Here is a 14410-nt window from a genome sequence, read left to right on the forward strand (position 1 = left end):
TAGCCGGTGTCCACGCCCTTTTATGTCTCACCCCAGCAGGCCATGGCGGACCGCGCCGAATACGCCCGCAAGGGCATCGCGCGTGGCCGCAGCGTCGTCGTGCTCCAGTACACCGACGGCATCGTCTTCGTCGCCGAGAACCCGTCCCGCGCGCTGCACAAGGTCAGCGAGATCTACGACCGGATCGCCTTCGCGGCGGTCGGCAAGTACAACGAGTTCGAGAACCTGCGGATCGGCGGGGTGCGCTACGCCGACCTGCGCGGATACACCTACGACCGCGACGATGTGACGGCCCGCGGGCTCGCCAACGTCTACGCGCAGACGCTGGGCACGATCTTCTCCAGCGTCGGCGAGAAGCCGTACGAGGTGGAGCTGATCGTCGCCGAGGTGGGCTCGGCCCCCGAGGACGACCAGATCTACCGGCTGCCGCACGACGGCTCCATCGTGGACGAGCACGGAGCGGTCGCCGTCGGCGGCAATTCCGACCAGATCGGCAGCTACCTCGACCAGCGGCACCGGGACGGCATGACGCTGGCGGAGGCGCTGGCACTGGCGGTGGAGTCGCTCGGCCGGGACAACAACGGCAGTGACCGTCAGCTGACGGCCGAGCAGTTGGAGGTCGCGGTCCTGGACCGCACGAGGCCGCAGCAGCGGAAGTTCAAGCGGATCCTGGGCCGGCAGCTCGCGCGGCTGCTCGACGCGGAGAGCGCGGCGACGACCAAGACCGACGAGCCCTCGGACGAGGAGGAGTGACTTCCCCCCGGGTGCCCCCGCCCCCTGCGGCCCGCGCCCTGTCCCGGCACCCCTGAGCGATTGCCACGTCCGGTGGCGTCGCTTCCTTCCCGCCATTCTGGTTGCGCGCGCGGTTCCCCCCACCCCTATGGGCCCACCCTCCACCACAGAGGGCAAGCCCCCAGGGGCGCGGGGAACTGCGCGCCCGGCCGCAGTGCAGCGGCACTGTGAACGCCACCGCAAGTGGCACCCTCTGAGAGGCGCGGGGAACCGCGTGCCCGGCCACGACGGCGCGGCGGACACGTACGTACCGCACGAGCAAGGCCACGGACAGCTCACGGCGGCGGAGCCGTGGACGCACGGGCCAGAAGCGTGAGCGGCAGCTCGACCGCCGGCGCGGGCCGCCCCGCAAGAAGGGCGAGCAGCGCCCCCATCCCCCGCTCCCCGATGGCTTCGGCGGGCAGCCGAACCGTCGTCAGCTCAGGATCGAGCGCCGACGCCAGCGACAGATCGTCGAACCCGGACACGGACACGTCATCCGGCACCCGCAGGCCCAGCGCCCGAGCGCCCTTGCACGCCCCCGCGGCGATGATGTCGCCGTCGCACAGCAGCGCGGTCGGCCGCGGCCCGGGCGCGCTCAGGGCGCGCACCGCCGCGTCCCTGGCCGTGGCCACGTCGAGCCCGGACCTCTGCCGCGCCGCGGGCGGCAGCCCGGCCGCGGCCAGCTCGGTGTCGACCACCTCGGTGCGGACCCGGAAGGTCCACGTGTCCACATCCGCCGCGATGTGCGCGATGTGCCGGTGCCCGAGGCCCAGCAGGTGCCGGGCGATCTGGCGCATGCCGTCCGCGACGGCGAGGTTGACCGTGGGCGGCCCGCCGGGCACGTCGGGGTCGCTGTCGAGCATCACCAGCGGCAGCCCGCCGTCGCCGATGCCGGAGAGCGCGTCGGCCGCCATGGACGAGGCGATGACGCCGTCGATCGCGGCCCGCGCCGAGCCGAAGGGGTCGCGGGCCGGTCCGACGCCGGCCGGCGAGGGGTAGAGCACGACCCCGAAGCCGTGCTCGTCGGCGACCCGGGCGGCGCCGGTGTAGACCCGGGCGAAGTATTCGTGGGTGAGCGCGGGGACGACGAGCAGCGCCGTCCTGGTCGCGCCGAGCCGCAGGCTGCGCGCGGCCAGGTTCGGCCGGTAGCCGAGGTCGCCGGCCGCCGCGCGCACCGTCTGCGCGGTCCGCTCGGAGACCCGCCCGTGCCACTTCCCGCCGAGCACCAGCGACACCGTCGCCTGCGACACCCCGGCGGCGCGCGCGACGTCCCGCGAGGTGGGCCGCACGCCGGGCGCCCCCCGGCGTACGGACGGCGGGCCCGTGTCGGCGTCGTGCACCCTGTGCCGCCTTCCAGCGCCGTTTTCCCGTGCCCGCGGGTGGACCCCGCAGGCACCGCCATGGTACGTATTCGACCAGACGTTATACGTAACACGAACCGAGGGAAGGGGCGGCATGGCCACCGGTTATGCGGACCTGCTGCGAACGCCCCACGCCGCCCGGCTGCTGGGCGGCACCCTGCTGGGGCGGCTGCCCAACGCCATGGCCGCGCTCGCCATCGTGCTCTTCCTGCGCTCGCAGGGCGCGGGCTACGGGCTGGCCGGCGCGCTGTCCGCGGTCTACGGCTGCTCCGTCGCCGTCGGGCAGCCGCTGCTCGGCCGGGCGGTGGACCGGCGCGGCCAGCCGCGGGTGATGGCGGGCGCCGCCCTGCTGTCCGCGGCCGGCTTCGCGCTGCTCGCCGCCACGGGCCCCGGGCCGCTGCCGCTGGCGACCGCGGCGGTCGTCCTGGCCGGGATGGCCACTCCGCCCCTGGAGGGCGGGCTGCGGGCGCTGTGGCCCGACGTGCTGGGCGCCGAGGACCGGGTGCAGCGGGCGTACGCGCTGGACGCCGCTGCCCAGGAGGTGCTGTTCACGCTCGGCCCGCTGCTGGTGACGCTGATCGTCGCGACCGCCTCCCAGGCGGCGGCCGTGGTGGTCACCGGGCTGCTCGGGGTGGCCGGCACCCTCGTGGTGGTCACCGCGGCGCCCTCCCGCCGCTGGCGGGCCGAGGAGCGCGCGGCGCACTGGCTCGGCGCGCTGCGCTCGGTGGGCCTGGCCGTGCTGCTCGGCGCGTTCTTCTTCCTCGGCATCGCCCTGGGCGCGATCTCGCTGGCCGCCGTGGCGTACGGCGACGCGCACGGCGGCGGACCGGTGGCCGCGTACGTCCTGGCCGCCAACGGGGTGGGCGCGCTGGCCGGCGGCCTGGCCTACGGCGCCAGGTCCTGGCCGGGCGCGCCGGAGCGGCGGCTGCGGGCGCTGAGCGTGGCGCTCGCGGTCTGCTATCCGCCGCTGATGCTGGTCCCCGGCGTGCCCTGGATGCTGCCGCTCGCCGCCCTGTCGGGGCTCTTCCTGGCGCCGGCCCTGGCCTGCGGCTTCCTGGTGGTCGACCGGCACGCCCCGGCCGGCACGGTGACCGAGGCCTTCTCCTGGGTGGTGACCTCCGTCGGCGTCGGCGCGGCCCTGGGCACCGCGGCCGCGGGAGTGGCCGCGCAGCACGGCGGAGCTGCCGCCGGATTCGGCGTGGCGGGCGGCGGCGCGGTCGTCGCCACGGCCGTACTGCTCGCGACCGGCCGATTCCTGACGCCGTCAAACCTCGAAACCCGGCAGGAAAAAGATCCAAACCGTGCCGTCGAACCCCGTTTCAGCTCCACGCATCAGGCGTAATGTTCAGACATGGACCGCCGCATTTTCGGGCTGGAGAACGAGTACGGCGTCACATGCACGTTCAGGGGACAGCGGCGTCTGTCCCCTGACGAGGTGGCGCGGTACCTCTTCCGCCGTGTCGTGTCATGGGGTCGGAGCAGCAATGTTTTCCTCCGCAATGGCGCCCGTCTCTATCTCGACGTCGGCTCGCACCCGGAGTACGCCACTCCGGAGTGCGACAACGTCACCGAACTGGTCACGCACGACAAGGCCGGTGAACGCATCCTCGAAGGCCTTCTGGTCGACGCGGAACGCCGGCTGCACGAAGAGGGCATCGCCGGGGATGTGTACCTGTTCAAGAACAACACCGACTCGGCCGGCAACTCCTACGGATGCCACGAGAATTACCTGGTCGCCAGGCACGGGGAATTCTCCCGGCTCGCCGACATCCTGATTCCCTTCCTCGTCACCCGGCAGCTGCTGTGCGGCGCGGGCAAGGTGCTGCAGACCCCGCGCGGAGCCGTCTTCTGCGTGAGCCAGCGCGCCGAGCACATCTGGGAGGGCGTCAGCTCGGCCACCACCCGCTCCCGGCCGATCATCAACACCAGGGACGAGCCGCACGCCGACGCCGAGCGCTACCGCAGGCTGCACGTCATCGTCGGCGACTCCAACATGTCCGAGACCACGATGCTGCTCAAGGTCGGCGCCACCGACCTGGTGCTGCGGATGATCGAGGCCGGCACCGTGATGCGCGACCTGACCCTGGAGAACCCGATCAGGGCGATCCGCGAGGTCAGCCACGACATCACGGGCCGCCGCAAGGTCCGGCTCGCCTCGGGCCGGGAGGCGTCCGCGCTGGACATCCAGCAGGAGTACTACTCCAAGGCCGTCGAATTCTGCGAGCGCCGCGGCATCCGCAGCGGCGTCATCGAGCAGGTGCTCGAACTGTGGGGCCGCACCCTGGAGTCGATCGGCAGCGGCGACCTGTCCAGGATCGGCACCGAGATCGACTGGGTGATGAAGTACCAGCTCATCGAGCGCTACCGGAACCGCGACAACATCACCATGTCGCACCCCCGGGTCGCCCAGATAGACCTCGCCTACCACGACATCCACCGCCGCCGCGGCCTGTACTACCTGCTGGAACGCAAGGGCCAGGCGGCCAGGATCTGCAACGACCTCAAGATCTTCGAGGCCAAGTCCGTGCCCCCGCAGACCACCAGGGCCCGGCTGCGCGGCGACTTCATCCGCCGTGCCCAGGAGCAGCGCCGGGACTTCACCGTCGACTGGGTGCATCTCAAGCTCAATGACCAGGCGCAGCGCACCGTGCTGTGCAAGGACCCCTTCCGGTCGGTCGACGACCGGGTGGAAAAGCTGATCGCCGGGATGTAGCCCGGGCGTCACAGCGCACCCACAGGCCCCGTACGGAACTCGTACGGGGCCTGCGGCACGCCGTAGGGTGTGGGGCGGTATCAAGACACTCCGCCCCCCACCTCCGACCCGAACCGAGGGAATCCGTGCGCCGACGCTCCGCATTGCTCGCCGTGCCCGCGCTCATGCTCACCGCCGCCGGATGCGGCAAGGACACCAAGAAGAGCGATTCAGCGGCCTCCAAATCGCCCACGGCCTCGGACTCGCCGAGCGCGTCCCCGAGCGCGTCCCCGAGCGCCACGCCCACCCCCAAGATCGTGGACGGCCCGGTCCCCGCGATCACCAAGGGCACCGCCTTCAACACCAAGCCGACCGTGGCCAAGGGCACCGGCAAGCCGTCCGCCGACCTCGCGGTCAAGACCGTGATCCCCGGCAAGGGCACAGCGGTCGCCTCGGGTGACTACGTTCAGGTGAATTACCTCGGCCAGGTGTGGGACACCGCCAAGCAGTTCGACACCTCCTTCGGCAAGCACCCCTACACCACCCAGATCGGTGTGCAGAAGGTCATCCCCGGCTGGGACCGGGGACTGATCGGCGCCAAGGCCGACAGCCGGATCGAACTGGCCGTCCCGCCGGCCCTCGGCTACGGCACCTCGGGCAACCCGGACGCCGGCATCAAGGGCACCGACACACTGGTCTTCGTGGTCGACGTGCTCAAGGTCTACACCGGCAAGGAGTCCGCCAAGGGCACGGTCGTGCCGCAGACCGACGCGAGCCTGCCGAAGGTCGGCACCAACACCGACGGCAAGGCCCCGTCCATCACCCTGCCCAAGAGCAAGGCGCCCACCAAGCTGGTGTCCAACTACGTCCTGGAGGGCGACGGCGCCGTCGTCAAGGCCACCGACACCCTGCTGGTGCAGTACAAGGGCGTGCTGTGGGACGGCGGCAAGGAGTTCGACTCCAGCTACTCGCGCAACCAGCTCACCGACTTCCCGCTGTCCAGCGTCATCCCCGGCTGGACGCAGGGCCTGACCGGCAAGAAGGTCGGCAGCCGCGTGATGCTGGTGACCCCGCCCGCCCTGGCCTACAAGGACCAGGCCAACGGACCCGTCCCGGCCAACGCCACGCTGGTCTTCTCGGTGGACATCATCGCGACTCTGTAAGACTGTCCCGGTTGCACGCAACCGCACAAGGAGCATCGAAGTGAGCATCGAGAAGCCCGAGATCGACTTCCCGGGCGGCGAGCCGCCGGCCGACCTGGAGATCAAGGACATCTGGGAGGGCGACGGGCCGGTCGCCAAGGCCGGGGACACCGTCTCCGTCCACTACGTCGGCGTGGCCTTCTCCTCAGGCGAGGAGTTCGACGCGAGCTGGAACCGCGGCGCACCGCTGCAGTTCCAGCTGGGCATCGGCCAGGTCATCGCCGGCTGGGACCAGGGTGTGCAGGGCATGAAGGTCGGCGGGCGCCGCCAGCTGACCATCCCGGCCCGCCTCGCCTACGGCGACCGCGGCGCCGGCGCCTCCATCAAGCCGGGCGAGACGCTGATCTTCGTCTGCGACCTGGTCGCCGTCTGACCGTTCCCGGCCGCCGCCGGGCGTCCGGCCCCGGCGGCGCGCCCGTCGGCCCGCTCACCCGGTGAGCCGCAGGGGAGCCCCGGCCGCGAGGCCGGGGCTCCTCGGCTTTTGTGCTGGCAGCCGGGAGCGGTACGGTCAGCGATCAGGGCCGAAACGAAGGGTGCGGGATGGCGATTGCCAAGGCTGAGCGGCTGATGAACTTGGCGCTGTGCCTGATGAACACCCGGCGTCCGGTGAGCAAGCGCGAGCTGCGCGCGTCCATCGAGGCCTACCACGAGGTCACCTCGGACGACTCCTTCAACCGGATGTTCGAGCGGGACAAGGACGACCTGCGCGAGCTGGGCCTGGTCATCGACACCGTGGAGAATCTGGACGGCGAGTTCGGCTATCTCGCCCGCCGCGACCGCAACCGGCTGCCCGACATCGCGCTGGACCCCGAGGAGGCCGCCGCCCTCGCGCTGGCCGCGAAGGTCTGGCAGCAGGCCAGGCTCGCCGAGGCGGCCAGCGGCGCGCTGCAGAAGCTGCGGGCGGCCGGGGTGCCGTACGAGGACACCCACAGCGCGCTGGAGCCGCGGATCCCCACCCCCGAGCCGGCCTTCGAGGCGCTGATGCTCGCCACCCGCGAGCGGCGGACCGTGACCTTCGACTACCGCAAGGCCAACGCGGTGCGCCCCGAGCCGCGGCAGGTCGAGCCGTGGGCGCTGGAGTGCTGGCGCGGCCACTGGTATCTGGCCGGCCACGACCGGGACCGCGGCGCCGTCCGGGTCTTCCGGCTGTCCCGGATCAGCGGGAAGGTCAAGGCACGCGGCGCCTTCACCGTCGAGGTGCCGGCGCATGTGGACGTACGGGAGACCGTAGCGCGCTGGGCCGGCGAGGGCGCCACCACCACCGCCACGATCCGGCTGCGCCGCGACAGCGGCTACCCGCTGCGGGCCAGGGCGGTGGACACCACCCCGGTCGACGCCGACTGGGACGAGCTGGAGGTGCCCTACGGGCACGGGCTCGACGCCTGGCTCGCCGAATTCGGCCCCGACGTCGTCGTGCTGGCACCCGACGAGCTGCGTACCGAGGTGCTGGAGCGGCTGCGCGCGGTGGCCAAGGGCTGAGCGGGTGGCGGCGATGAGCGGGGGAGCGGACCGTATGGGCGGGCAGGACGGCAGGCGGGACACCGGATGAGCAACGCGATCGACCAGACCCGCAGGATGCTGTCGCTGGTCACCTATCTGCGCGAGCGGCCCGGCGCCCGGGTCAGCGAGGTCGCGCGGGCCTTCGGGGTCACCGAGGCCGAGCTGATCGGCGATCTCAATGTGCTGCCGTTGTGCGGCACCAGCTTCCGCGGCGGCGACCTGCTGGACATCGACACCGACGGCGAGCGCATCTGGTGGCACAACCCGGGCACGGCCGACGACGTGGCCCAGCCGCTGCGGCTGGCCGCCGACGAGGCCACCGCGCTGCTGGTCGCCGCCCGCGCGGTGGCGAATCTGCCGGGGCTGCGGGACAGCGACCGGCAGGCGCTGCTGCGGGCCGGCGCCAAGCTGGAGGCCGCGGCGGGCGAGGCGGCCGGCGGCAGCGCGCAGCTGTCGGTGACCTTCGAGTCCGAGGGCAGTGTCTTCGCGACCGTGGACCGGGCGCTGACCGAGCGGCGGCGGCTGTGGATGCGCTACTACTCGCCGGCCCGCGACGCGCTGACCGAGCGCGAGGTGGACCCGATCCGGCTGTTCGCGGTCGGCCACACCTACGTCGAGGGCTGGTGCCGGCTCTCGGAGGACCGGCGGACCTTCCGGCTGGACCGGGTCGCCGAGATCCGGCTGCTCGACGAGCCGTCCGACCCGCCGCGCATCGAGCCGCGCGACCTGTCGCAGGGGCTGGTGCAGCCCGCGGGCGACGACCCCGAGGTGGTCATCGAGGTGGGTCCCGGCGGGCGCTGGGTCGCCGAGTACTATCCGCACGACAGTGCGGAGGAGCTGCCGGACGGCGGTCTGCGGATCACCCTGCGCACCCCGGACCCCGGCTCGCTGCGCCGGCTGGCGCTGCGGCTGGGCCGGGACGGCCGGATCGTGTCGCCGGCCGCGCTGGCCGGCGACGCGCGCGACGCGGCCGTACTCGCGCTGGCCGGCTATGGGGAGTGAAGGACCGACGATGACGGCGACCTGTCCACCGCCCGCCGCGGGCCCGGCCGTCTTCCGGGCCGGCTGCCCGCACTGCAGGACCAGCTTCGAGCTGGGCGCGGACCATCTGCTGCTGGCCATCGGCGGCAGCGCGAAGACCACCTTCTACTCCTTCACCTGCCCCGAGTGCGGCACGGCGGTCCGCAAACCGGCCGGTGAGCGGATAGTGGAACTGCTCACCGTCGGCGGTGTCCGTACGATGCGGCTGCAGCGGTAGGCTGCCGGACCATGTGGTGGCTCTTTCTCAGCGTCGGCCTGGCGGCAGCGGGTCTGATGGTGCTCGCGGTCTTCACCGCCCGGGTCTTCGCCGCGGTGAGCGGACTGGCCGCCCAGGTGGCGGTCAGCACCGAGGCGCTGACCGCCGCGAGCGACCGGCTCCAGCGGGCCGCGGAACCCGTCGCGAAGCGGGCCGGCGAGATCACCCGCCGCTGAACCTGCCGCCCGACGGCAGGTGAAGGTACGCTGACCCGGCGACCCGGCACTATCCCGAGCGGACCGCGGCGGGGCCGCAACCCGGTGGAATCCGGCGTATATACCGGCGTTCACCGGCGCACGCTACGATCACATGCGTAGGCGACGGCCGGAAACGTCCGACCACCGGTCGCCGCAGACGTACCGCACGGACCACGCCGCCCCCCGGTGAGAAGGTAGACCCATCATGCTCGGCAACCTCAAGCCCCTTGAGCTCGTCCTGATCCTTCTCGTCGTCATCCTGCTCTTCGGCGCCAAGAAGCTGCCCGACATGGCCAGGTCGCTCGGCAAGTCGGCCCGCATCCTCAAGAGCGAGGCCAAGGCGATGAAGAGCGACGACCCGACGCCCCCGGCCCAGCCCGGCACCGCCGCGCAGGAGCAGGCGCCGGCCCGTACGATCCAGGCCGCCCCCGGCGACACCGCGAGCGCCCGCCCGGTCACCGAGCAGGACCGCACCACGACCACCGGCTGACCGGCCGCCAGGTACCGGCGGCCCGCCGGTACCCGGGCCCCAGGTGAACGACCAGGCCGAGACACGCCGCCGACGGCTGCCCGCACGAGACGAGGACGTGGGTGCTCAAGACTGCCCGCAAGCAGGAGAAGGACCCCGAGGGGCGGATGCCGCTCGCGGACCACCTGCGTGAGCTGCGCAACCGGCTGTTCAAGTCGGTGCTGGCGATCATCGTCATCACCATCGTGGCAGCGTTCTTCTACAAGCACATCATCCACCTGCTCCAGCAGCGGATCCCCGATGACGTGCAGTGCCTCGACGGCAAGTCGGCGGCCGACAAGGACAGCCAGGCCTGCGCCCAGATGACGGTCAGCGGCCTGATGGGCGGCTTCTCGATCGCGCTCAAGGTCTCGCTGATGGCCGGTGTGGTCGGCGCTTCCCCGGTCTGGCTCTACCAGCTGTGGGGCTTCCTCGCCCCCGGCCTGCACAAGAACGAGAAGCGCTACACGCTGGGCTTCGTCGGCGCGGGCGTGCCGCTCTTCCTCGGCGGCGCGGTGCTGGCGTACGAGATCCTGCCGCAGACCGCCAAGATCATGATCGGCTTCGTGCCGGACGACACCACCAACCTGCTGCCGCTGGACGACTTCCTCGACCTCGTCGTCCGGATGATCATCGTCTTCGGGCTCGCCTTCGAGCTGCCCCTGGTGCTGGTCCTGCTGAATTTCACCGGCGTCGTCAGCGGCAAACGCATGCTCGGCTGGTGGCGCGGCATGGTCGTCGGCATCACGGTCTTCGCCGCCGTCGCCACGCCCACCGGCGACCCGCTGACCATGTCGCTGCTGGCCGCGCCGATCGTGCTGCTGTACTTCATGGCGATGGGCATCTGCTTCTTCAACGACTCCCGCAGGTCCCGCCGCCGCGCCGCCGACCCGGACTTCGGGCTCGACCCGGACCAGGCGTCGAGCCTGGACCACATCCCCGAGCAGGTCGACGCCGAGTCCTCCCTGGACGACGGGCGCGGCGACGACTACGACGACGCGACCTGACGCCGTACGCCCGTGACCAGCGACGTCACCCTTCTCGTCAACCCCACCTCCGGCCGCGGCCGAGGCGCGCGCGCCGCCGCGCCCGCCGCTGACGCCCTGCGCACGGCCGGCCTCGCGGTCCGTACGGTCGTCGGCAGCGACGCCGCCGACGCGCTGGCGCAGGCGCACAAGGCCGTGGACGGCGGCACCGCCGCCCTGGTCGCGGTCGGCGGCGACGGCATGGTCTCGCTCGCCCTCCAGGCGGTCGCCGGCACCGGAACCCCGCTCGGCGTCGTCGCGGCCGGCACCGGCAACGACTTCGCCCGGGTCGCGGGACTGCCGGTCGGCGACCCCGCCGCCGCGGGCAGCACCATCGCCGCGGCGCTGCGGGACGGCCGCAGCCGGCGGCTCGACCTCGGCAGGACCGGCCACCGCTGGTTCGGCACCATCCTGGCCTCCGGCTTCGACTCCCGGGTCAACGACCGCGGCAACCGGATGCGCTGGCCCACCGGGCGCTTCCGCTACGACGTGGCGATGCTCGCCGAACTGGCCGCGCTGCGACCCATCCGCTACCGCGTGCAGTTCGACGACGCCCCCGAGCGCGAGCTGGACGCCACCTTGATAGCGGTCGGCAACGGCTCCTCCTACGGCGGCGGCATGCGGATGTGCGCCGACGCCGAGATGGACGACGGCCTCTTCGACATCTGCGTGGTCGGCCCGTGCTCCCGCCGCACCCTGCTGCGGGTCTTCCCGCTGGTCTACAGCGGCTCTCACCCGCGCCACCCGGTGGTCACCGTGCACCGCGCCGCCCGGGTGCGGCTGGCCGCCGAGGGCGTCACCGGATACGCCGACGGTGAGCGGGTCGGCCCGCTGCCGCTGCTGGCCGAGACCGTGCCCGGGGCGCTGCGGCTGCTGGTCTGAGCCGGGCGGTCCGCCGGGCCGCGCGCACCGCCGGGCGGTGGGGCCGGGGGCCGCGGGCGCCCGCGGGCAAGAGTGCCCCGAAGAAAGAAAGATCACGCGGTGTGTCGGTGCTGCCGGGTAGGCTCATGAGCGAGATGACAGAAGACATGTCGCCAGCCGAGCGCTACGCCGCCAGCCGTCGCCGCGCCGCGGAGAACGCGACCGCACTCGCCCAGTTCCGCGAGCTGTACGAGTTCGGCCTTGATCCGTTCCAGATAGAGGCCTGCCAGGCGCTGGAGGCGGGCAGCGGTGTCCTGGTCGCCGCCCCGACCGGCTCGGGCAAGACGATCGTCGGCGAGTTCGCCGTCCACCTCGCCCTCGCCGAGGGCCGCAAATGCTTCTACACCACCCCCATCAAGGCCCTGTCGAACCAGAAGTACAACGACCTGGCCAAGCGGTACGGCGCCGAGAAGGTCGGCCTGCTGACCGGCGACAACAGCGTCAACGGCGACGCACCGGTGATCGTCATGACCACCGAAGTGCTGCGCAACATGCTCTACGCCGGCTCGCCCGCGCTCGACGGCCTCGGCTATGTCGTCATGGACGAGGTGCACTACCTGTCCGACCGCTTCCGGGGCGCGGTCTGGGAAGAGGTGATCATCCACCTCCCGCCGTCGGTCACCCTGGTCTCGCTGTCCGCGACCGTCTCCAATGCCGAGGAATTCGGCGACTGGCTGGACACCGTACGCGGCGACACCCAGGTGATCGTCTCCGAGCACCGCCCGGTCCCGCTGTGGCAGCACGTGCTGGCCGGCCGCCGGATGTACGACCTGTTCGAGGAGAAGGCCGCGGCGACCGGCAACCGGGGCCGCCGCGAGGTCAACGCCGACCTCGAACGGCTCGCCCGGATGGAGAACCAGCGCAGCTACCACCCGCGGGCCAAACGCGGCAAGGAAGCCGACCGCGAGCGGGAGCGCAGGGCCCGCAGCCGGGTCTGGACGCCCAGCCGCGCCGAGGTCATCGACCGGCTGGACTCCGAGGGCCTGCTGCCCGCCATCACCTTCATCTTCAGCCGGGCCGGCTGCGAGGCCGCCGTCCAGCAGTGCCTCCACGCCGGGCTGCGGCTCAACACCGACGAGGCACGCCTCCGGGTCCGCGCCATCGTCGAGGAGCGCACCCGCGCCATCCCCGACGAGGACCTGCACGTCCTCGGCTACTTCGAATGGCTGGAAGGCCTGGAGCGCGGTATCGCCGCCCACCACGCCGGGATGCTGCCGGCCTTCAAGGAGGTCGTCGAGGAGCTGTTCGTCAAGGGCCTGGTCAAGGCGGTCTTCGCCACCGAGACCCTGGCGCTCGGCATCAACATGCCGGCCCGCTCCGTCGTGCTGGAAAAGCTCGTCAAGTGGAACGGCGAGACCCACGCCGACATCACCCCCGGCGAATACACCCAGCTCACCGGCCGCGCCGGACGGCGCGGCATCGACGTCGAGGGCCACGCGGTGGTGCTGTGGCAGCGCGCCTTCGATCCGGGCGCCGTCGCGGGCCTGGCCGGCACCCGTACGTATCCGCTGCGCTCGTCCTTCAAGCCGTCGTACAACATGGCGGTCAACCTCGTCGGCCAGTTCGGGCGGCACCGCTCGCGCGAGCTGCTGGAGACGTCGTTCGCGCAGTTCCAGGCCGACCGCTCGGTCGTCGGCATCTCCAAGCAGGTGCAGCGCAATGAGGAGGGCCTCGACGGCTACCAGCAGTCGATGACCTGCCACCTCGGCGACTTCGACGCGTACATGCGGCTGCGCAGGGAGCTGAAGGACCGCGAGGCCGACCTGTCACGGCAGGGCGCGGTGCAGCGCAGGGCCGCGGCCTCCGACGCGCTGGAGAAGCTCAGGCCCGGCGACATCATCCACGTCCCCGCGGGCAAGTACGCCGGCCTCGCGCTGGTGCTCGAACCCGGGGTGCCGGCCGGCCGCACCGCCGGGCACCACCCTCGCGACGGCGAATACCACGACGGCCCCCGGCCGCTGGTGCTCACCGCGGAACGCCAGGTCAAGCGGCTCGCCCAGATCGACTTCCCGGTGCCGGTCGAGGCGCTGGACCGGATGCGCATCCCCAAGTCGTTCAACCCGCGCAGCCCGCAGTCCCGGCGCGACCTCGCCTCGGCGATGCGCACCAAGGCCGGCACCGCCGGCTGGGCGGCGCCCGCCAGGCACCGCAAGGAGCGGGCCGCGGCGGCCGACGACACCGAGATCGCCCGGCTGCGGGCCGCCATCCGCACCCATCCCTGCCACGGCTGCGACGACCGCGAGGACCACGCCCGCTGGGCCGAGCGCTACCACCGGCTGCGCCGCGACACCCAGCAGCTGGAACGCCGTATCGAGGGCCGCACCAACACCATCGCCAGGACCTTCGACCGGGTCTGCGCCGTCCTCACCGAGCTGGACTACCTGGAGGGCGACCAGGTCACCCCCGAGGGCCGCAGGCTGGCCCGGCTCTACGGCGAGCTGGACCTGCTGGCCAGCGAGTGCCTGCGCGACGGGGTGTGGGACGGCCTCGGCCCCGCCGAACTGGCCGCCTGCGCCTCCGCTCTGGTCTACGAGTCCCGGCAGGCCGACGACGCGGCCACCCCGAAGCTGCCCAGCGGCAACGCACGGGCGGCGCTGGGCGAGATGGTACGGATCTGGGGCCGGCTCGACGCCCTGGAGGAGGACCACAAGATCAACCAGACCGAGGGCGTCGGCCAGCGCGAACCCGATCTGGGCTTCGCCTGGCCCGCCTACCGCTGGGCCTCGGGCCACGCGCTGGACGCGGTCCTCACCGACGCCGACATGCCGGCCGGCGACTTCGTGCGCTGGTGCAAGCAGCTCATCGACGTCCTCGGCCAGATCGGCAACGCGGCACCGGAGGCCAGCCCCGTCCGGCGCAATGCGCGCAAGGCCGTGGACGGTCTGCTGCGGGGCGTCGTGGCGTATTCGTCGGTGGGGTGACGCGGTTGACGC

14 protein-coding genes are annotated in these 14410 nt (G+C 72.3%); 13 read left to right on the forward strand and 1 reads right to left on the reverse strand.

The genetic code is table 11. The features are described from left to right. The first annotated feature begins 6 nt into the window (after positions 1-6). The gene (gene prcA, locus OHA86_RS30785; protein WP_329180523.1) at positions 7-753 is read left to right on the forward strand and encodes a proteasome subunit alpha; all 747 of its coding nucleotides are present in this window, start codon (positions 7-9) and stop codon (positions 751-753) included. Between the two features lie 314 nt (positions 754-1067). On the opposite strand, the gene OHA86_RS30790 is transcribed toward prcA, so the two are convergent. Continuing rightward, positions 1068-2114, reverse strand: coding sequence for a LacI family DNA-binding transcriptional regulator (locus OHA86_RS30790; protein ID WP_329180524.1), 1047 nt, complete (start codon positions 2112-2114; stop codon positions 1068-1070). Positions 2115-2229: 115 nt separating this feature from the next. Here OHA86_RS30790 and OHA86_RS30795 point away from each other — a divergent pair, with 115 nt between their 5' ends. The 12 genes from OHA86_RS30795 (at position 2230) to OHA86_RS30850 (ending at position 14398) form a co-directional block, all read left to right on the forward strand. After that, a complete protein-coding gene (locus tag OHA86_RS30795; protein ID WP_329180525.1) occupies positions 2230-3477 on the forward strand; it encodes an MFS transporter in 1248 nt (415 codons plus the stop codon). Between the two features lie 9 nt (positions 3478-3486). Further along, positions 3487-4848 carry a Pup--protein ligase gene (gene pafA, locus OHA86_RS30800; RefSeq protein WP_033178209.1) on the forward strand — a complete coding sequence of 454 codons (1362 nt, stop codon included), beginning with the start codon at positions 3487-3489 and terminating at the stop codon, positions 4846-4848. Positions 4849-4973: 125 nt separating this feature from the next. Then, a complete protein-coding gene (locus OHA86_RS30805) occupies positions 4974-5990 on the forward strand; it encodes an FKBP-type peptidyl-prolyl cis-trans isomerase (protein ID WP_329180527.1) in 1017 nt (338 codons plus the stop codon). Between the two features lie 40 nt (positions 5991-6030). Continuing rightward, positions 6031-6402 carry an FKBP-type peptidyl-prolyl cis-trans isomerase gene (locus OHA86_RS30810; protein WP_329180529.1) on the forward strand — a complete coding sequence of 124 codons (372 nt, stop codon included), beginning with the start codon at positions 6031-6033 and terminating at the stop codon, positions 6400-6402. A 167-nt stretch (positions 6403-6569) separates the two neighbouring features. Next, entirely contained in the window at positions 6570-7508 is a 939-nt protein-coding gene (locus OHA86_RS30815; RefSeq protein WP_329180531.1) for a helix-turn-helix transcriptional regulator, read from the forward strand. Positions 7509-7574: 66 nt separating this feature from the next. Beyond that, entirely contained in the window at positions 7575-8531 is a 957-nt protein-coding gene (locus OHA86_RS30820; protein WP_329180533.1) for a helix-turn-helix transcriptional regulator, read from the forward strand. Then, a complete protein-coding gene (locus OHA86_RS30825; protein ID WP_443054099.1) occupies positions 8521-8787 on the forward strand; it encodes a hypothetical protein in 267 nt (88 codons plus the stop codon). Before OHA86_RS30820 ends, OHA86_RS30825 begins: the two co-directional genes overlap by 11 nt. Before the next feature lie 11 nt (positions 8788-8798). Further along, complete coding sequence (locus OHA86_RS30830) at positions 8799-9002, forward strand: hypothetical protein (RefSeq protein ID WP_329180536.1); 204 nt, start codon at positions 8799-8801, stop codon at positions 9000-9002. 226 nt (positions 9003-9228) lie between these two features. After that, positions 9229-9513, forward strand: coding sequence for a Sec-independent protein translocase subunit TatA (tatA, locus tag OHA86_RS30835; RefSeq protein ID WP_329180538.1), 285 nt, complete (start codon positions 9229-9231; stop codon positions 9511-9513). A gap of 101 nt (positions 9514-9614) precedes the next feature. Beyond that, positions 9615-10538 carry a twin-arginine translocase subunit TatC gene (gene tatC / locus OHA86_RS30840; RefSeq protein WP_329180539.1) on the forward strand — a complete coding sequence of 308 codons (924 nt, stop codon included), beginning with the start codon at positions 9615-9617 and terminating at the stop codon, positions 10536-10538. Between the two features lie 12 nt (positions 10539-10550). Further along, positions 10551-11438, forward strand: a complete 888-nt coding sequence (locus tag OHA86_RS30845) for a diacylglycerol kinase (RefSeq protein ID WP_329180540.1) — start codon at positions 10551-10553, stop codon at positions 11436-11438. A 134-nt stretch (positions 11439-11572) separates the two neighbouring features. Next, a complete protein-coding gene (locus OHA86_RS30850; protein ID WP_329182620.1) occupies positions 11573-14398 on the forward strand; it encodes a DEAD/DEAH box helicase in 2826 nt (941 codons plus the stop codon). Positions 14399-14410 lie beyond the last annotated feature (12 nt).

It is taken from the genome of Streptomyces sp. NBC_01477 (assembly GCF_036227245.1).
GTDB lineage: Bacteria > Actinomycetota > Actinomycetes > Streptomycetales > Streptomycetaceae > Actinacidiphila.